Origin of the sequence: Variovorax raffinosi (genome assembly GCF_051216615.1) — a bacterium.
In the GTDB taxonomy this organism is placed as follows: domain Bacteria; phylum Pseudomonadota; class Gammaproteobacteria; order Burkholderiales; family Burkholderiaceae_C; genus Variovorax.
Genome location: NZ_JBPJZR010000010.1, coordinates 181459 through 199119, shown reverse-complemented (window position 1 = coordinate 199119; position 17661 = coordinate 181459). Strand labels below are relative to the sequence as shown.

Here is a 17661-nt window from a genome sequence, read left to right as displayed (position 1 = left end):
AATGGCTCGATGCCAAATCCATGCCATGAAGCGCCCGCTGCCTACAATTCCTCACATGGAAATCAGCTCGATCGAGTTTCGCGGCCAGCCCGCCTTGCGTGCCGTGGGCGCCGATGGTAGCCACCTCACAGTGGCTTTGCATGGCGCGCAGGTGCTCTCCTGGACCACGGCCGACGCAGTGGAAAGGCTCTATCTGAGCCCGCGCGCCGTGTTCGACGGACAGGCCGCCATTCGTGGCGGCGTGCCCATCTGCTGCCCCCAGTTCAACCAGCGCGGCATGTTGCCCAAGCATGGATTCATGCGCAATTTGCCTTGGGCGCAGGAGCCCGCGGGCGCGCCCGACACGTTGCGGCTGGCGCTGCGTGACAGCGAAGCCACCCGCCAGATCTGGCCGCACGCTTTTGAGGCGCGGCTCGACGTCACGCTGTCCGCAGGCCAACTGCGCACGGCGCTCACGCTGACCAACATCGACCAAGCCCCCTGGACCTTCGCCGCGGCGCTGCACACCTACCTGCGCGTCGACGACATCGCCACGGTTCGCCTCGAAGGCCTGCAGGGTGCCAACCGATGGGATTCGCTGCGCGACGACCGCCATGTGGAAACCGCTACCGCGTTGCAGTTCGATGCCGAGTTCGACAGCGTCTACGCCGCGCCGGCCCAGCCGCTGCGGCTGGTGCAACCCGGCGGCACACTCGAAATTTCGCAAAGCGCGAGCTGCAGCGAAACCGTGGTCTGGAACCCCGGCGCGCTGCTCGGTGCGAAACTCGCCGACATGCCCGAAGACGGCTATCGCCATATGCTGTGCGTTGAAGCGGCGCGCATCGACGAGCCGGTGCTGCTTGCACCCGGCGCCCAATGGCAGGGCTGGCAACAGCTTCGCGTTCTCTGATTTCTTACCGGTCCATTCCCATGCTTGCCAAACGCATCATTCCCTGTCTCGACGTCACCGGTGGTCGTGTCGTCAAAGGTGTCAATTTCCTCGAACTGCGCGATGCCGGTGACCCGGTGGAGATTGCCGCGCGCTACAACGCCCAGGGCGCCGACGAACTCACCTTCCTCGACATCACAGCCACCAGCGACGGCCGCGACCTGATCCTGCCGATCATCGAAGCGGTGGCTTCGCAGGTCTTCATCCCGCTGACCGTGGGCGGCGGCGTGCGCACCGTGGCGGACGTGCGGCGCCTGCTCAATGCGGGCGCCGACAAGACCAGCTTCAATTCGGCCGCCATCGCCGATCCGCGGGTGATCAACGACGCCTCGCAGAAGTACGGCGCGCAGTGCATCGTGGTCGCCATCGATGCCAAGCGCCGCAGCCCCGAAGACGCGGCCACGCGCGGCGCGGGCTGGGATGTGTACAGCCACGGCGGGCGCAAGAACACCGGCCTCGATGCCGTCGAATGGGCCACCGAGATGGTTCGCCGGGGCGCGGGCGAGATCCTGCTGACCAGCATGGACCGCGACGGCACCAAAAGCGGCTTCGACCTGGCGCTGACCCGCGCGGTGAGCGATGCGGTCAATGTGCCGGTGATCGCATCGGGCGGCGTCGGCAATCTCGACGACCTGGCCGACGGCATCCAGACCGGCGGCGCCGATGCGGTGCTGGCCGCCAGCATCTTTCACTATGGCGAATACACGGTCGGGCAAGCCAAGGCCCGAATGGCCGAGCGCGGTATCCCTGTGCGCAGCTGAGCTTCAAGGGTCTTTTTCTATCCCCGACAATATGCCGATGAATTGGCTCGATGAAGTGAAATGGGACGCGAACGGCCTGGTGCCGGTCATCGCGCAGGAACAAGGCAGCAACGACGTGCTGATGTTCGCCTGGATGAACCGCGAGGCGCTCGAAAAGACCGCCGAGCTGGGCCGTGCGGTGTATTTCAGCCGCTCGCGCAACAAGCTGTGGTTCAAGGGCGAGGAGTCGGGCCACGTGCAGACCGTGCACGAGATCCGCCTCGATTGCGACAACGACGTGGTGCTGCTCAAGGTCACCCAGCTGGGCCACGAGCCCGGCATTGCCTGCCACACCGGCCGCCACAGCTGCTTTTTCAGCAAGTACGAGAAGGGCCAGTGGACCGTGGTCGAACCGGTCTTGAAAGACCCGGAGTCGATCTACAAATGACCGCCGTCGTGAACACCTCCGACGCCCTCGCACGCCTGGCCGCGGTCATCGAGACCCGCCTGCCCGCGCGCGGCGGCGATGCCGAGAAAAGCTACGTTGCGCGCCTGCTGCACAAGGGGCCCGACGCCTTCCTCAAGAAGATCGGCGAGGAAGCCACCGAGGTCGTGATGGCCGCCAAGGACGCCGACCACGGCGGCGACCGCTCGAAAATAGTGAACGAAGTGGCCGATCTGTGGTTCCACACCATGGTGGCGCTCGCGCACTACGGTTTCTCGCCGGCCGACGTGGTCGCGGAGCTGGAGCGCCGCGAAGGCACCAGCGGCATCGAGGAAAAAGCCTTGCGCAAGGTGCACGCCCGCGAGGCTGGCAACGACTGAAAGGACCCCTATGGCCAACGACATCGTGAACGTGGAACCCGACGACTCCCTCAAGACCTGGGGCTGGGTCAGCTACATCCTGCACCTGATCGTGGCCATCGGCGCCGTCTTGCCCGGGGCGCAGGCCTCGGTGCTGCTGCTCCTGGTGGCGCTGGTCATCGATTTCGTGAAGCGCGACGACGCAGCCGGCACCTGGCAGGCCTCGCACTTCAGCTGGCGCATCCGCTCGGTGCTCTGGGCCGGCCTGGCCTACCTTCTGACCGCTTGGCTCTGGCTGTTGCTCTTCGTGCCCGGCTGGATCGCCTGGAGCCTGATTTCGCTGTGGTTCCTCTACCGGATCGTGAAAGGCATGATCCGGATGAACGACGGCCGCCCCATGGAACCCAAAGATGTCATCTGATCCGAACTGCGTCTTCTGCAAAATCATCGAAGGCAAGATCCCCTCGCGCAAGGTCTACGAAGACGACGACCTGTTCGGCTTTCACGACATCGCGCCCTGGGCGCCGGTGCATTTCATGTTGGTGCCCAAGAAGCACATCGCCTCGATGGCGCAGCTGACGCCCGACGACGCGGCGCTGATGGGCAAGATCATGACCCTGGCGCCCAAGTTGGCGCTGGAGCAGGGCTGCAGGCCTTATCCGGACGGCGGTTACCGGGTCGTCGTCAACACCGGCGCCGAGGGCGGGCAGGAGGTTCACCATCTCCATGTCCATGTCATGGGCGGTCCCCGGCCATGGCTTCGCGGCTGAGCCGCATTAAGCCAAACTGTCACATTTCGCCCGACTAAAATCGGACACATTCTTAGGAGTCTTCCATGGGTTCTTTCTCTATCTGGCACTGGCTGATCGTGCTGCTCGTCGTGGTCATGATCTTCGGCACCAAGAAGCTGCGGAACATGGGTTCGGACCTTGGTGGCGCCGTCAAGGGCTTCAAGGACGGCATGAAAGAAGGCGGCTCTTCCGCCGATGCTTCCGCCGCCTCGTCGGCCCCCGCCCAGCAAGTGACCGGCCAGCCGGCCAACGGCGACAAGCCGACCATCGACGTCGAAGCGCGTCAGAAGTCCTGAGCACGGGCACAGCAACGTGTTCGACCTGGGCATTGAAAAGCTGGCGCTGATCGGCGTCGTGGCGCTGATCGTCATCGGGCCGGAAAAGCTGCCGCGCGTGGCTCGCACCGTCGGCACCTTGCTCGGCAAGGCACAGCGCTATGTGAGCGACGTCAAGGCCGAGGTCAATCGCTCGATGGAGCTCGAGGAGCTTCGCAAGATGAAGACCACCGTCGAGGATGCGGCGCGCGACGTCGAGCACAGCATCCACACCGGTGCGAGCGACTTCGAAAAGCAGTTCTCCGGCTCGGGCGAAACGCTTTCGGCGCTGGCCGAGCCCGAGGCGTCGGTGCCCGAATACAGGAACCCCCGCAAGAACTGGCGCCTGAAGCAGGGCGCCACGCCGCAGTGGTACAAGGCGCGCAACGGCGTGCGCACCAAGGCGCTGTCGGGTGCGGCGCGGGTTGCCCGCTTCCGCCCCCACAAGATCAATTAGCGCACCCCCACCACCGCGTTGCTCGTGCGCCGCACGCCGGCTGCCGACATCACGCTTTCTTCTTTTCCAATGGCCGATTCCGACAACAAGAACAAAGACAAAGAAGACGAGCTGGCGGGCACCGAACAGCCGTTCGTGGCGCACCTGGTCGAGCTTCGTGATCGCCTGCTTTATTGCGTCTATGGCCTCGTGGTCGCGGGCATCCTGCTGGCCATCTGGCCCGGGCCGGGCGGGCTGATCGACATCATCGCGATGCCGATCAAGGCCCACATGCCGCACGACGCGAAGCTGATCGCGATCGGCGTGTTCTCTCCGTTCTTCGTGCCGCTCAAGGTGCTGATGATGGCGGCCGTGCTGCTGGCATTGCCCTGGCTCATGTACCAGGCCTGGATGTTCGTGGCGCCGGGGCTCTACAGCCATGAAAAGAAATTCGCGCTGCCGCTGATCTTCTTCGGCAGCCTGCTGGCCTACGGCGGCATCGCCTTCGTGCAGCTCTTCGTGCTGGACAAGATGTTCAGCTTCATCCAGCGCTTTGCGCCTGCCGCGGTGCAGGCGACGCCGGACATTTCCTCGTACGTCGAGGCCATCCTGTCGCTCTACATCGCATTCGGCGTTGCCTTCCAGGTGCCCATCGTGGTGATGCTGCTGGTGCGCTTCGAGCTGGTGACCATCGAGAAGCTGAAGTCCTTCCGCGGCTACTTCATCGTGGTGGCCTTCGTGGTGGCCGCCGTGCTGACGCCGCCCGACGTGGTGTCGCAACTTGCGCTGGCTGTGCCGATGTGCCTGCTGTACGAAGTGGGCATCATCGGTGCCCGCTACTTCGCCAGTTCAGGCAAGAAGCCTGAAGAGGAAGAAAGCGCGGATTCGGCTTCCAGCTAACTAAGCCCCGAGGCCACAGCGGGGCGCACTGCAAACCTCGCCCGCCTGTACCGCCCTGAACAGATTCCAGAACACCGAGGAACCGGCTTTGCCGGGCCTCAGGTGTTGCCCCCGGTAGGGGGTTGGAGAAGCGACACGAAGTGCGCGAAGCCTGGGGGCGAACCTATTCTTGTTGGTTGGGTACCTGGCGCACCGGGCTCTTGGGCCGCAGGCCCGGCGTCACATCCAGTTCCATCTTGTCGCTGCCGCGTTGCAGCGCGAACCGCGAGGTGCTGCCGGGCTTCAGGCCGGCCACCGCGGTCAGCAGTGCCTGCACGTTGTCGGTCTTCTTCTCGCCCACCGAGGTGATCACGTCGCCTGGCCGGATGCCGGCCTTGGCGGCGGGGCCGTTCTGCAGCACGCCCGTGATGATCACGCCCGCATCCGCCTTCACGCCGAAGGTCTCGGCCAGTTCGGGCGACAGGTCGCTCGGCTCGACGCCGATCCAGCCGCGGCGCACCTGGCCTTCTTTGACGATGCCTTCGAGCACGATCTTGGCCATCGACACCGGGATCGCGAAGCCGATGCCCATGCTGCCGCCCGAGCGCGAATAGATCGCGGTGTTGATGCCCTGCAGGTTGCCGTTGACGTCGATCAGCGCGCCGCCCGAGTTGCCGGGGTTGATGGCCGCATCGGTCTGGATGAAGTTCTCGAAGTTGTTGATGCCCAGCTGGTTGCGGCCCAGCGCCGAGACGATGCCGCTGGTCACGGTCTGGCCCACGCCGAAGGGGTTGCCGATGGCCAGCACCTGGTCGCCCACCTGCAGTTCGTCGGAGTTGCCCAGAACGATCACCGGCAGCTTGTCGAGTTCGATCTTGAGCACGGCCAGGTCGGTGTCGGGATCGGTGCCGATCACCTTGCCGCGCGCGTGGCGGCTGTCGTTCAGCGTGACCTCGATCTCGTCAGCGCCCTCGACCACGTGGTTGTTGGTGAGGATGTAGCCGTCGGGGCTCACGATCACGCCACTGCCCAGGCCGACTTGCGGCTGGTCGTCCTGGTCACCGAAGAAGAAGCGGAACCACGGGTCGTTGCTGCGCGGATGGCGTTGCGCGGCCTTGCTGGTGTTGATGCTCACGACCGCCGGCGAGGCCTTCTTTGCCGGCACGCTCAGGCTGCCGGGCGTCGCGATGGCCGGGTTGCCGGCCGGCGCCTCGACGATCGACACCACGCCGCCCAACGAGGTCGCGCGCTTGTTGAGCCATTCGGGCTTGAGCGTCGCAACGACGAAGTAGGCCGCCAGCAGGACGGTCACGGCTTGGGCAAAGAGCAGCCAGGTGCGTTTCATGAAACTTGAATGAAAAAGGCGGTGAAGAGCGCCATCTGGCGCGGTACTGGCCGTGATTGTCCCTCAATGGTGCGAGTTGGAAACCATGCCGTCTGGCCGGGCGCGAGGTGGCGCGACAATGTTGCGATGAGCACCACCCGTCACGAACTGCTTCACGCATTCGACCTGCTGCTGGCCTCCGGGCGCTTCAAGGACTATGGACCCAACGGCCTGCAGGTCGAAGGGCGTACCGTGGTGCGCAAGATCGTCTCGGGCGTGACCGCCAGCCGCGCGTTGATCGAAGCGGCGATCCATGCCGAGGCCGATGCCATCTTCGTCCACCACGGCCTGTTCTGGCGTGGGCAGGACGGCTGCGTCACCGGCTGGATGAAGCAGCGCCTGGGCCTCTTGCTTGGCCATGACATCAACCTGTTCGCCTACCACCTGCCGCTCGACGCGCATCCCGAACTGGGCAACAACGCCCAGCTCGGCCTGCAACTGGGGCTCGTGGCCCACGCGGGCTCGACGGGGCGCTTCGGCGAGCAGGAGTTGGGCTTTCTCGGCACGCGCGAGAACGGCGAGAACTTCGCCAACGCGAAGGCGCTCGCCACGCATGTCGAGAAAGTACTGAATCGGCCGGTAACGCTCGTCGATACTGCGCATCGCGCTATTAAAAATATAGCTTGGTGCACGGGTGGCGCCCAAGGCTACTTCGAAGCGGCCATCGCGGCCGGCGCCGACGCCTTCATCACCGGCGAGATCTCGGAGCCCCAGGCCCACTACGCGCGCGAGATGGGCGTGGCCTTTCTGGCCTGCGGCCACCATGCGACCGAGCGCTACGGCGCGCCGGCGGTGGCGGGGCATGTGGCGGCACAGCTCGGCCTGACGCACGAATTCATCGACATCGACAACCCGGCATGAGCGCCGCGCAACCTCCCCATGCAGGCTCGCACCGCGGTGCCGCGCACGAAGGTCATTCATCAATGAGCGAAGCCATCGCCATCACGCTGGGCGATCCCGCGGGCATTGGCCCGGAGATCATCGCCAAGGCTTTTCGCGACGCACCCGATGCGACGCGCGGCACTTTCGTCGCCGGCGATGTGGCCACCATGCGCCGGGCATCGCAGGCGCTGGCCTCGCCGGGGCAACTGGCATGGCCCGTGGTGGAAATCGAATCCGTGGCGGAGGTGGCGACAGTGCCGCCCGGCTGCATTCCCGTGCTGCAGGTGATCGCCGCGCCAGCCCACATCGAGCTTGGCCGCGTGAGCGCCGAGGCCGGTCGTGTGGCGGGTGAATGCGTGGTCTGGGCCGCGCGCGCCGCGTTGCGCGGCGAAATCGCCGCCATCGTGACCGCACCGCTGCACAAGGAGGCGCTGTCGGCCGCCGGCTTCCCGTACCCCGGCCACACCGAGCTGCTGCAGGCCGAAGCGGCCGCGCACCTGGGTCGCAGCGTGGCCGACGTGCCAGTGCGCATGATGCTGGCCAATGACGAACTGCGCACCGTGCTCGTCAGCATCCACATGTCGCTGCGCCATGCTATCGAGGCTGTGCGCTTCGAGGGCGTGCTCGAAACGCTGCGCATCACGCACCGCGCGTTGACCCAGGCGCTGGGCCGCGCGCCGCGTATAGGTGTCGCGGGCCTCAATCCACATGCGGGCGAGGGCGGTCTTTTCGGTTCGGAAGAGCGCGAGATCATCCTGCCGGCCATCGAGGCCGCGCGTGCCGAGGGCATCGATGCCAACGGCCCGCACGCGCCCGACACCGTGTTCATGCGTGCGCGCGCCAAGGCCGGCGTGCCGTCCAGCGGTGAATTCGACGTGGTGATTGCGATGTACCACGACCAAGGCTTGATCCCGGTCAAGTACCTTGGCGTGGAGAAGGGCGTGAACGTGACGCTGGGGCTGCCGCTGGTGCGGACTAGCCCCGATCACGGCACCGCGTTCGACATCGCGGGCAGGGGCCTTGCCGATGCGTCGAGCCTCATCGAGGCGCTGCGCATGGCCAAGACCCTGGCCGGCGCCTGACAGGGTGTGAATAAACCTACTGCGCGCTCCGATCTTGCACCTGCGGTCCTCACCGTACAGAGTACGGCTCCGGTCCTCGATGCAAGCTCGGCGCGCTCGCTACGGTTTCTTCACACCTTGTGAAGCCGCTCAGGGGCGCTTGAGGCTGTCGCGAATTTCGCGCAGCAGCGTGATGTCTTCCGGCGTGGCGGCCGGAGCGGCAGGCGCTTCGGCTTCCGTTTTCCGCAGCTTGTTGATCTGCTTGACCATCATGAAGATGATGAAGGCGAGGATCACGAAGTTGACCGCGATGGTGATGAAGTTGCCATAGGCCAGCACCGGAACGCCGGCCTTCTTGAGGTCTGCCAACGTGTTGGCCACGCCGGCCGGTGCAGTACCCAGCACCACGTAGAGGTTCGAGAAGTCGAGCTTGCCGAACACCACGCCGACCAGCGGCATGATGATGTCGGCCACGAGCGAGTCGACGATCTTGCCGAACGCTGCACCGATGATCACACCGACCGCAAGGTCGATCACATTGCCCTTGACGGCAAATTCCTTGAATTCACTGAGGATGCTCATGATTCAAAAGGCTGCTGGAGCTCTGCTGTTGAAGGAGTGCCGAGTATGCCCGCGATTGCTCACTTCTCCAGCGGGCGCAGCGCAACGCTGACGTGCTCCGCCGGCATCCCTTCACGACTGCGGGCCGCGATGTGCCTGAACCCGTCTTCCAGGTGCCGCACGAAGCGCGGCGTGTCGAAGTAGCCGCGGCGCGCTTCCTTGGCGGCAATGAGCCGTGCGCGCAACGCGGCCAGTTCGTCCGGATGCGTGGCGTAGTGGACGGCCTTCTGCACGTATTCCGCGTGGTTCGTGGCCACCAGTTCCGGCAGGCCGATGGCGCCCAGCAGGCTGCCTGCCATGCGCGAGACCATCGTCGAGCCGGCGAGTGCGAGCAGCGGCACGCCCGACCACAGCACGTCGTTCGCGGTGGCGCCGCTGCTGTAGGGGAAGGTGTCGATGAACAGGTCGGCCAGGCCGATGCGCGCCAGATGCTGGTCGACCGGCATGCGCGGCGACACGATCAGGCGCTCGGGGGCCAGGCCCGCTTTTTCCCAGTGCGCGCGCAGGTTCTGCTCGAAGCCGTTCGGCCCCTGCGCCAGCCACAGCACCGAGTCCGGAATGCCCTGCACGATGCGCACCCACGCATCGAAGGTCTCGGGCTGGATCTTGAAGGACTGCGAGAAGTTGCACAGCACGAACGCGTCTTCCGGCAGGCCATGCCCGGCGCGCGTGGCCTTGTGCGGATTGACGGGCCGCTTCGTGTCGATCACCTGGAAGGTCTCGGGCAGGCGCAGCAGTTTCTCGGTGTAGCAGTCCTCCGTGCCCGGCGGCGAGAGGAAGTTGTCTGACACCAGGTAGTCGTAGTTGGGCGTGCCGCTGGTGCCCATGTAGCCCAGCCACATGAGCTGCGCGGGCGCCGCGTGGTAGGCCATGACCTGCGGCTTGGCGCCGCGCGTGTCGCCGGACAGGTCGATCAGGATGTCGACTTCGTCCTCGCGGATGCGCTCGGCCATCTGCTGGATCGACTGGCCGTGCATGTCGACGAAATGCTCGACCGAGCCCGCGATGCGCGCGCGCGCCGGATGGCCGTCGTCGGGGCCGTAGGAGTACGCGAAGACCTCGAAGTCCTTGCGGTCGTGCAGGGCGAACAGCTCGGCGGTCAGGTGGGCGACCGGGTGGTTGCGGAAGTCGAAGGAGTAGTAGCCGACGCGGATGCGGGGCGAGGTGCGGCGTGCGCCGGCATCTGCAAAGGGCTTGATGTTCACCGTCTTGTCGGTCAACTCGGCGGAGCGCTGTGTCCAGGTCTTGAGCCGCTGCGCATCGTCGTAGCTCGACATCAGGATGAAGGACGACACCGTCTGGTCGTTGCTCGGGTTGTCGAGGTGAGCGGCGATGCGGGCGCGCAGTTCAGGCACGCCTTCCCAGCGCGCGATGTGCGCCCTCTCGCCGAGTTGCCAGACCATGGCAGGCATGAAGTTCGGGTCGTCCCGCAGGCATTGCTCGAATTCGGCAATGGCTGTTTCCGACTGGCCGGCCATCACGTAGGTCACGCCCAGGTTGCATCGCGCGAGCACCTGGCGCGGGTGTACCTCCAGCGCCTTCTTGAGCACCTGGATGGCCTTGTCGTAGTCCCCGAGACGGAAGTTCACCGTGCCCAGGTTGTTCAGCAGCGACTCGTTTTCCGGAAGGCTTTCGAGTGCCAGCTTGTAGAGCTCGGCCGACTCGTTGAATCGCATCGATGCGCCTTCGAGCGTGCCGCAGACGCCATACAGCGCAGCCACGCCTTCGGGGTCCGACAGCGCCTTGTGCCGGTCTTCGGCGGACCAGTTGCGCATGGCGTGCTGCATGGGCGCGATGGCGTCTTCGCCGCGGCCTCCGTTGAGCAAGGCTCTTGCCAGCAGGTACGACGCCTCGAAGTCGAGCGGGTCGGCCGCGGCCCTCTCGAGGGATGTCAATGCGCCTGCCCAGTCTTTCTGGTGTGCGCGGATCTTGCCAATGTTCTTGTGCGCCGTTGCGTAGCCTTGGTCGAGCTTCAGCGCCTGCATGAACTGCTCGACCGCTTCGTCGAAGCGGTTCTGCTCCATGTCGATCGCCCCGGCGTTGTTCCAGGCCGCGGGTACTTGCGGTGCGAGCCGCGTGGCCTCGGCCGCGGCTTCGCGCGCCTGGCGGAATTTCTTCTGCTGGCGGTAGACCGCCGACAGGTTCACGTAGGCCTCGGGGTAGTTGGGCAGCGCCTTGATTGCACGGCGCAAGTCTTGTTGGGCTTCGGCCAGCAAACCCATGTGCATGAAGATCGTCGCGCGGGTATTGAAATAGAAGTGATGCGGCGATTGCGCAATCGCCCGGTTCACGTAGTTCAGCGCGAGCTTGGGTCGGCCTTGCCGGTACAGCGCTTCGCCCGTCAGATGCAGCGCATCGGCGTGTTCCGGGAAGAGGGACAACAGGTTTTCGTAGACCTGCAGGGCTTCAGCGAACCGGCCCACCCGGTGCAACGACAGTCCCTGTTCCAGAAGGCTGGTGGCATCGCTGGCGGAAGTGACGGGGGCGGGCGCAAGTGAAGGTGAGTTCATGGATCCGTGTGATGAACGGGTCAGGAGGTCAGCCGCGGGCGTATCGACCTTGACACTGACACAGGTGAAAAAGGCCGGTCACCCAGTATAGGGGCCGGCCTTCTGTTTCGTTGGCTGTCCTGCCCGTGGTGCGTTGCAGCACCATGGGCAGGCAGGCCGGGTTACCAGGACCAGGAGGCGCCGATGCCGCCGCCGACCTTGCCGCTTTGGCCGGTGCCGACGTTCAATTTGATCTGCGCCGAATCGTTCAAGCGGAAGCTGACTGCCGCGGCAATCGCCGAACGTCCGTCATAGGAGCCCACGCCCACGCCCACGCCGAACTGCTTGCCGGCTTCGAGCGCGGGCACCGAGGCTGCCGCCAATGCGATGGCTGCACCGGTGCTGCCTGTCTTGCGTGCGTCCTGTGCTTCGGCGCGGACCTGGTTCAACTGCTGCATGTTCGCTGCGTCCGTCGGCAGGATGCCGGCCGACACGTTCTGCACGCGTCCGTTCGCGATCACACCGTTGCCCGCCGCAATCGTTCCCCCGGCCGACACGTTGCCTGTGACGTTGACCGTGCCCGCGTTCAACGTCGTGACATTGCCGGTCACCGCGTTGATCGTCGTGATGTTGCCGGTCTGCGTGTTGAGCACCGTGATGTTGCCGTTGGCCGCCGTGATCGTCTGGAAGTTGCCGGTGGTTGCATTGACCGTGCTGGCATTCACGGTGTTCGCGTTGACCGTGCTCGCGTTCACCGTCGTGGCACTCACCGTGTTGGCGGTCAGTGCGTTGATGGTGGCGCTGGCTGCCGACAGGTTGGTGGTGCTGACGTTGGTGGCGTTCAACGTGTTGATCGTGCCGTTGCTGGCGGTCAGGCTGACGGTGCCGACGCTGTTTGCGTGCACGGTGCCGGCAGTGATGCTGGTGGAGCTCAGCGTGTTGATCGTGCCGGTGTTGGCGGTCAGGCTGCCGGCGCTGACGCTGCCGGCGGAGACCGTGGTGGCCGTGATGCTGCTGGCGCTCAGCGTGTTGATCGTGCCAGTGCTGGCAGTCACGCTGCCGGCGCTGACGCTGCCAGCGGAAACCGTGGTGGCGGTGATGCTGCTGGCACTGAGCGTGTTGATCGTGCCGGTGCTGGCAGTCACGCTGCCGGCGCTGACACTGCCGGCGGAGACCGTGGTGGCCGTGATGCTGCTGGCGCTCAACGTGTTGATCGTGCCGGTGCTGGCAGTCACGCTACCGGCGCTGACGCTGCCAGCGGAAACCGTGGTGGCCGTGATGCTGCTGGCGCTCAACGTGTTGATGGTGGCGTCGTTGGCAGTCACGCTGCCGGCGCTGACACTGCCGGCGGAAACCGTGGTGGCAGTGATGCTGCTGGCGCTGAGTGTGTTGATGGTGGCATCGTTGGCGGTCACGCTACCGGCGCTGACACTGCCGGCGGAGACCGTGGTGGCCGTGATGCTGCTGGCGCTCAACGTGTTGATGGTGGCGTCGTTGGCGGTCACGCTGCCGGCGCTGACACTGCCAGCGGAGACCGTAGTGGCCGTGATGCTGCTGGCACTGAGCGTGTTGATGGTGGCGTCGTTGGCAGTCACGCTGCCGGCGCTGACGCTGCCAGCGGAGACCGTGGTGGCCGTGATGCTGCTGGCGCTGAGTGTGTTGATGGTGGCGTCGTTGGCGGTCACGCTACCAGCGCTGACGCTGCCAGCAGAGACTGTAGTGGCCGTGATGCTGCTGGCGCTCAACGTGTTGATCGTGCCGCTGCTGGCGGTCACGCTACCGGCGCTGACGCTGCCGGCGGAGACCGTGGTGGCCGTGATGCTGCTGGCGCTCAACGTGTTGATCGTGCCGCTGCTGGCGGTCACGCTACCGGCGCTGACGCTGCCGGCGGAAACCGTGGTGGCCGTGATGCTGCTGGCGCTCAACGTGTTGATCGTGCCGCTGCTGGCGGTCACGCTACCGGCGCTGACGCTGCCAGCGGAAACCGTGGTGGCCGTGATGCTGCTGGCGCTCAACGTGTTGATCGTGCCGCTGCTGGCGGTCACGCTACCGGCGCTGACGCTGCCGGCGGAGACCGTCGTGGCAGTGATGCTGTTGGCGCTGATGGTGCCTGCTGTCAGCGTGCTCGTGCTGATGTTGGTCGACGTGAGACTCGTGATCGTGCCGGTTGCGCCCGTCAGGACATTCGCGCCAAGGTTTCCGGTGAAGGTCCCGTTGGTTGCCTGAACGCCGCCGGTCGTGACCGTGCCAGTGATGTTTGCGTTGCCTGCGGTCAGCGAGGCGATATTGGCGCCAGCTGCCGTCAGGTTGCCGCTGAGGTTGGCACCGGCTGCGCTCACGTTGCCGCTTACGTTGACGCTTGTTGCGCTCAACGTGTTGATGGTGCCGTTGCTGGCGGTCACGCTGCCGGCGCTGACGCTGCCAGCGGAGACAGTGGTGGAGGTGATGCTGCTGGCGGTGAGTGTGTTTGTGTGGATGCCGCCGGTAGTGGCGAGCAGGACGCCATTGTTGTTGCTGTTGTTGAAGACACTGCCTGCATGAACGTCCTGCCCGCCAATGGTCACCTGCGCCTGCGCAACAGGCAGCGTCATCACATACCCAGCCCCCACAAGAACCGAAGCAAGCAGCCGGCTGACGCCCGCGCGACGTGGGTTGAAAGACGAGCGTGTGGAAGCGCGCTTGGTAGTAGTCATTTGGACCTTTTTCCTTGATCAATCGGTGGCAACTTTTTGGCTTCCAAGCGCTCTTGCGGCGTGAAAGCAGGGTTGGGTTTCATCGCGTTACCCAATGCAACTGATGCTAGGAATGGGGTGCCTTGCTGAACATCACCGGTATCCGTAGTTCTTGATGTGCGCGAAGCATTCGATGCGTGATCGAAAAAATGAAGAGAGGCTCGCGAAGCCAACGCCCATGCGGCTTTGCGGGCATCGCGCAAAACATCGAGCGAGGTCTCGGCATGCGATGTCGAGCGTGTTTCGTGTGGCGCAGTGCTACGTAACACGCGCAGTAACTCGCACGTAACAGCGACGCAAAAACGGCCTTCCGAAGGGCCGTTCAGGGCTGCGCAATACAGCCCGTTTTTGGCAATTTCTTCAACGAAATCAAAGTACTACACGCAACTGCGTGGCTTTTTGCCCGGCGCGTTTTTGCGCGGGCATCGTTCCTGCGACGTCTGAAACGAAAGTCAACATTTCGAGGCTACCCACGGGTAGCAACAGAGTCAGAGGGACGTCGCATGGTCAATTTGTTTTTGAGCATTGCCAGTGCATCCGCGGACACGGTCCGCTGTGCCATTGGGGGAGGGCGGTCATGGACATGAGCATCCATTGCGCCGTTGCACAGCCGGCACTGTCGGCATCGCAGATGTATGGCGGTGTCTTCCATGCGGCGCTGATCGTTGCGGACGATCTCGCGGTGGCCGAACGGATGCGCCGCATCCTTGCCGAGCTCGCGCCGCGCCGGCGCATCGTGATTGCGTCCAGTCGCACCGAAGCCTGCAGCCTGCTGGCTTCGCTGCCTTATGACCTGGTGCTGGTCGACATGCGGTTGCCGTGCCGCGACGGCGTCTCGCTGTTGATGCATGTGCGCCAGGCCTATCCGCGCATCGAAAGCGTCGGCATGTCGGCTACGGACGATCACGAACTGGTGAGCGCCGCGATTGCCGCTGGCGCCATCGGCTATCTGCTGACCGAAGCGGACGAGATCGAACTGGCCTATCTGCTGCGTTCGATCGAGCGCGGTGGCGCGCCGATGGATTCGCGCATCGCGCGGCGCATCCTTTCTTCGATTGCCGCATCGGCGAAGGTGCGGACCATCGCGCCTATCCGCGTTCAGGCGCCGGCCGTGAATGCCGATGCGGCTGCAAAGGTTCCGCCGGGTTTGCTGTCACCGCGCGAACTCAAGGTGCTGCGCCTGATCGCGCAGGGCTGGAGCAACAGGCAGATCGCCGAAGCGGTGTATCTGTCGGTCAACACGATCGAGTTTCACGCCAAGAGCATCTATCGCAAGCTGTCCGTGAAGTCGCGGACGCAGGCGGTTCATGAGGCGATGCAGCACGGTCTTCTGAACTGAAGACCGGACGGCGACGGTCCTCGTCGCCAGTCGGTGCGCGGTCCGTGTGCGCGCCTGTCGTCCACCTGGACGCAGGCCGGGCACATTGCGACCGTTGAATTCTCCCCCACCGCCCCGCTACAATCGCGGGTTGACCCTGTTCAAGCCAAGGGTTGACCCTGCTCCAGCGAAGAAGACAAAGAGGATCCCCATGAGTGACATGACCTCCGGCTCGCCCCGGATCGACACAGGCAAACGGACGTGGTTGATCGCATCCAGCTGTGCCGGCGTAGTGGGCGGCGTGGCCACCGCCATCCCTTTCGTGAGCACATTCCAACCCTCGGAGAAGGCCAAGGCCGCCGGTGCAGCGGTTGAAGTCGATATCTCGGCCCTCAAGGTCGGCGAGAAAATGACCGTCGAATGGCGCGGCAAGCCGGTCTGGATCCTCAAGCGCACCCCCGAGCAGATCGCCGAACTCCCCAAGCTGGACGGGCAACTGGCCGATCCGCTGTCCAAGCGTCACCCCGACGAATTCACCCCCAAGTACGCGCAGAACGAGAACCGCTCGATCAAGCCTGAAGTGCTGGTCGTGGTCGGCATCTGCACCCACCTGGGCTGCTCGCCGAGCGACCGTTTCCAGCCCGGCCCGCAGCCCTCGCTGCCCGCCGACTGGGAAGGTGGCTTCCTCTGTCCCTGCCACGGCTCCACCTTCGACCTGGCCGGCCGTGTCTTCAAGAACAAGCCCGCGCCCGACAACCTCCCGGTGCCTCCTCATATGTACCTGTCTGATACCCGCCTGCTCATCGGCGAAGACAGCAAGAAGGCCTGAGGGAGTCGAAGAACATGGCTGAATTCCACGAAATTTCCCCCAACGCACCCGCCAGCGAAAAGCTGCTCAACTGGGTCGACAACCGTTTCCCGCTGAGCAAGCTCTGGAACGACCAGTGGGGCAAGTACTACGCACCGAAGAATTTCAACTTCTGGTACATCTTCGGCTCGCTGGCGATGCTGGTCCTGGTGATCCAGATCGTCACCGGCATCTTCCTGGTGATGCACTACAAGCCCGATGCGGCCCAGGCTTTCGCCTCGGTCGAATACATCATGCGCGACGTGCCCTGGGGCTGGCTGATCCGCTACATCCACTCGACAGGCGCCTCGGCGTTCTTCATCGTGGTGTACCTGCACATGTTCCGCGGCCTCATGTATGGCAGCTACCGCAAGCCGCGCGAGCTGATCTGGGTGTTCGGCTGCGCGATCTTCCTGTGCCTGATGGCCGAAGCCTTCATGGGTTACCTGCTGCCCTGGGGCCAGATGTCCTATTGGGGCGCCCAGGTGATCGTGAACCTGTTCGCCGCCATCCCGTTCATCGGTCCTGACCTGGCCCTGCTGATCCGCGGCGACTATGTCGTGAGCGACGCCACGCTCAACCGCTTCTTCAGCTTCCACGTGATCGCCGTGCCGCTCGTGCTGCTCGGCCTCGTAGTGGCCCACCTGATCGCGTTGCACGAAGTGGGTTCGAACAACCCCGACGGCATCGAGATCAAGGCCAACCGCGGCCCCGACGGCCATCCGCTCGACGGCATTCCGTCGCATCCGTACTACACGGTGCACGACATCTTCGGCGTGGTGGTGTTCCTCACGATCTTCTCGGCGGTGATCTTCTTCGCGCCCGAAGCCGGTGGGTACTTCCTCGAGTACAACAACTTCATTCCGGCCGATTCGCTGAAGACGCCGAACCACATCGCCCCGGTCTGGTACTTCACGCCGTTCTATTCGATGCTGCGTGCAACCACCGACGACATGGTCAACGTGTTCTCGCTGATCATCGCGGCCGCCGCCATCTGGAACTTCGTCAAGGGCAAGTCGGGCACGGCGCTCAAGGTTGCGATCGTGGTCGTGGCCGCCGTCGCGATCTTCCTGCTCAAGTCCTTCGACGCCAAGTTCTGGGGCGTGGTCATCATGGGCGGCTCGGTCATCATCCTGTTCTTCCTGCCGTGGCTCGACCACAGCGAAGTCAAGTCGATCCGCTACCGTCCGAGCTGGCACAAGTATGTCTACGGCGTGTTCGTGTTCTTCTTCCTGATCCTGGGCTACCTGGGCATCCAGCCGCCGGGCGTCTGGGGCGAACTGGTCATCGGCTCCTTCAAGCTGGACATCGCGCAAACCATCTCGCAGATCGGCACCCTGGTGTATTTCGGCTTCTTCCTGCTGATGCCCTGGTGGAGCCGCAAGGGCGAGTTCAAGACCGTGCCCGAGCGCGTGGTCTTCGCCGCCCATTGAGT

General features: G+C 64.6%; 20 protein-coding genes. 16 read left to right on the top strand and 4 right to left on the bottom strand.

Annotation, left to right across the window (positions count from 1 at the left end):
• Positions 1-55: 55 nt before the first annotated feature.
• The 9 genes from ACSFB7_RS26860 to tatC all read left to right on the top strand — a co-directional run bounded on the left by ACSFB7_RS26860 (position 56) and on the right by tatC (position 4913).
• On the top strand, positions 56-889 hold the full coding sequence (locus ACSFB7_RS26860; RefSeq protein ID WP_435475387.1) for a D-hexose-6-phosphate mutarotase: 834 nt from the start codon (positions 56-58) through the stop codon (positions 887-889).
• A 20-nt stretch (positions 890-909) separates the two neighbouring features.
• The gene (gene hisF / locus ACSFB7_RS26855) at positions 910-1689 is read left to right on the top strand and encodes an imidazole glycerol phosphate synthase subunit HisF (RefSeq protein ID WP_187108055.1); all 780 of its coding nucleotides are present in this window, start codon (positions 910-912) and stop codon (positions 1687-1689) included.
• 37 nt (positions 1690-1726) lie between these two features.
• Positions 1727-2116, top strand: a complete 390-nt coding sequence (hisI, locus tag ACSFB7_RS26850; protein WP_013539725.1) for a phosphoribosyl-AMP cyclohydrolase — start codon at positions 1727-1729, stop codon at positions 2114-2116.
• A complete protein-coding gene (locus tag ACSFB7_RS26845; protein WP_435475386.1) occupies positions 2113-2493 on the top strand; it encodes a phosphoribosyl-ATP diphosphatase in 381 nt (126 codons plus the stop codon). Before hisI ends, ACSFB7_RS26845 begins: the two co-directional genes overlap by 4 nt.
• A 10-nt stretch (positions 2494-2503) precedes the next feature.
• Positions 2504-2893, top strand: coding sequence for a DUF4870 family protein (locus ACSFB7_RS26840; RefSeq protein WP_435475385.1), 390 nt, complete (start codon positions 2504-2506; stop codon positions 2891-2893).
• Complete coding sequence (locus tag ACSFB7_RS26835) at positions 2883-3242, top strand: histidine triad nucleotide-binding protein (protein ID WP_093246050.1); 360 nt, start codon at positions 2883-2885, stop codon at positions 3240-3242. The genes ACSFB7_RS26840 and ACSFB7_RS26835 overlap by 11 nt, the downstream gene beginning before the upstream one ends.
• Before the next feature lie 65 nt (positions 3243-3307).
• Positions 3308-3559 carry a Sec-independent protein translocase subunit TatA gene (gene tatA, locus ACSFB7_RS26830; RefSeq protein WP_435475384.1) on the top strand — a complete coding sequence of 84 codons (252 nt, stop codon included), beginning with the start codon at positions 3308-3310 and terminating at the stop codon, positions 3557-3559.
• A gap of 16 nt (positions 3560-3575) precedes the next feature.
• A complete protein-coding gene (gene tatB, locus ACSFB7_RS26825) occupies positions 3576-4034 on the top strand; it encodes a Sec-independent protein translocase protein TatB (RefSeq protein ID WP_435475383.1) in 459 nt (152 codons plus the stop codon).
• A gap of 69 nt (positions 4035-4103) precedes the next feature.
• Entirely contained in the window at positions 4104-4913 is an 810-nt protein-coding gene (gene tatC / locus ACSFB7_RS26820) for a twin-arginine translocase subunit TatC (protein WP_435475382.1), read from the top strand.
• Positions 4914-5076: 163 nt separating this feature from the next.
• Here the strand turns inward: tatC and ACSFB7_RS26815 are convergent, their stop codons facing one another.
• The gene (locus ACSFB7_RS26815) at positions 5077-6237 is read right to left on the bottom strand and encodes a trypsin-like peptidase domain-containing protein (RefSeq protein WP_435475381.1); all 1161 of its coding nucleotides are present in this window, start codon (positions 6235-6237) and stop codon (positions 5077-5079) included.
• A 126-nt stretch (positions 6238-6363) separates the two neighbouring features.
• Between ACSFB7_RS26815 and ACSFB7_RS26810 the strand changes: the two genes are divergently transcribed.
• On the top strand, positions 6364-7137 hold the full coding sequence (locus ACSFB7_RS26810) for a Nif3-like dinuclear metal center hexameric protein (protein WP_435475380.1): 774 nt from the start codon (positions 6364-6366) through the stop codon (positions 7135-7137).
• 62 nt (positions 7138-7199) lie between these two features.
• Entirely contained in the window at positions 7200-8240 is a 1041-nt protein-coding gene (pdxA, locus tag ACSFB7_RS26805; protein ID WP_435475379.1) for a 4-hydroxythreonine-4-phosphate dehydrogenase PdxA, read from the top strand.
• A 129-nt stretch (positions 8241-8369) separates the two neighbouring features.
• Here pdxA and mscL read toward each other — a convergent pair whose 3' ends face one another.
• The 3 genes from mscL to ACSFB7_RS26790 form a co-directional block, all read right to left on the bottom strand.
• Positions 8370-8801 carry a large conductance mechanosensitive channel protein MscL gene (gene mscL, locus ACSFB7_RS26800; protein WP_435475378.1) on the bottom strand — a complete coding sequence of 144 codons (432 nt, stop codon included), beginning with the start codon at positions 8799-8801 and terminating at the stop codon, positions 8370-8372.
• 59 nt (positions 8802-8860) lie between these two features.
• Positions 8861-11350, bottom strand: coding sequence for a tetratricopeptide repeat protein (locus ACSFB7_RS26795; RefSeq protein WP_435475377.1), 2490 nt, complete (start codon positions 11348-11350; stop codon positions 8861-8863).
• A 161-nt stretch (positions 11351-11511) separates the two neighbouring features.
• Entirely contained in the window at positions 11512-12054 is a 543-nt protein-coding gene (locus tag ACSFB7_RS26790; protein WP_435475376.1) for a YadA C-terminal domain-containing protein, read from the bottom strand.
• On the opposite strand from ACSFB7_RS26790, the gene ACSFB7_RS26785 reads away from it, so the two are divergent.
• From ACSFB7_RS26785 to ACSFB7_RS26765, 5 genes are all read left to right on the top strand, one after another.
• A complete protein-coding gene (locus ACSFB7_RS26785; RefSeq protein ID WP_435475375.1) occupies positions 12026-13555 on the top strand; it encodes a hypothetical protein in 1530 nt (509 codons plus the stop codon). The genes ACSFB7_RS26790 and ACSFB7_RS26785 overlap by 29 nt on opposite strands.
• A gap of 12 nt (positions 13556-13567) precedes the next feature.
• On the top strand, positions 13568-13870 hold the full coding sequence (locus ACSFB7_RS26780) for a hypothetical protein (protein ID WP_435475374.1): 303 nt from the start codon (positions 13568-13570) through the stop codon (positions 13868-13870).
• A 768-nt stretch (positions 13871-14638) separates the two neighbouring features.
• Positions 14639-15400 (top strand): LuxR C-terminal-related transcriptional regulator, encoded by a 762-nt coding sequence (locus tag ACSFB7_RS26775; RefSeq protein ID WP_435475373.1) that lies wholly within the window; start codon positions 14639-14641, stop codon positions 15398-15400.
• A gap of 190 nt (positions 15401-15590) precedes the next feature.
• A complete protein-coding gene (gene petA / locus ACSFB7_RS26770) occupies positions 15591-16208 on the top strand; it encodes a ubiquinol-cytochrome c reductase iron-sulfur subunit (RefSeq protein ID WP_187108068.1) in 618 nt (205 codons plus the stop codon).
• Positions 16209-16222: 14 nt separating this feature from the next.
• On the top strand, positions 16223-17659 hold the full coding sequence (locus ACSFB7_RS26765) for a cytochrome b (protein ID WP_435475372.1): 1437 nt from the start codon (positions 16223-16225) through the stop codon (positions 17657-17659).
• Positions 17660-17661: the final 2 nt, after the last annotated feature.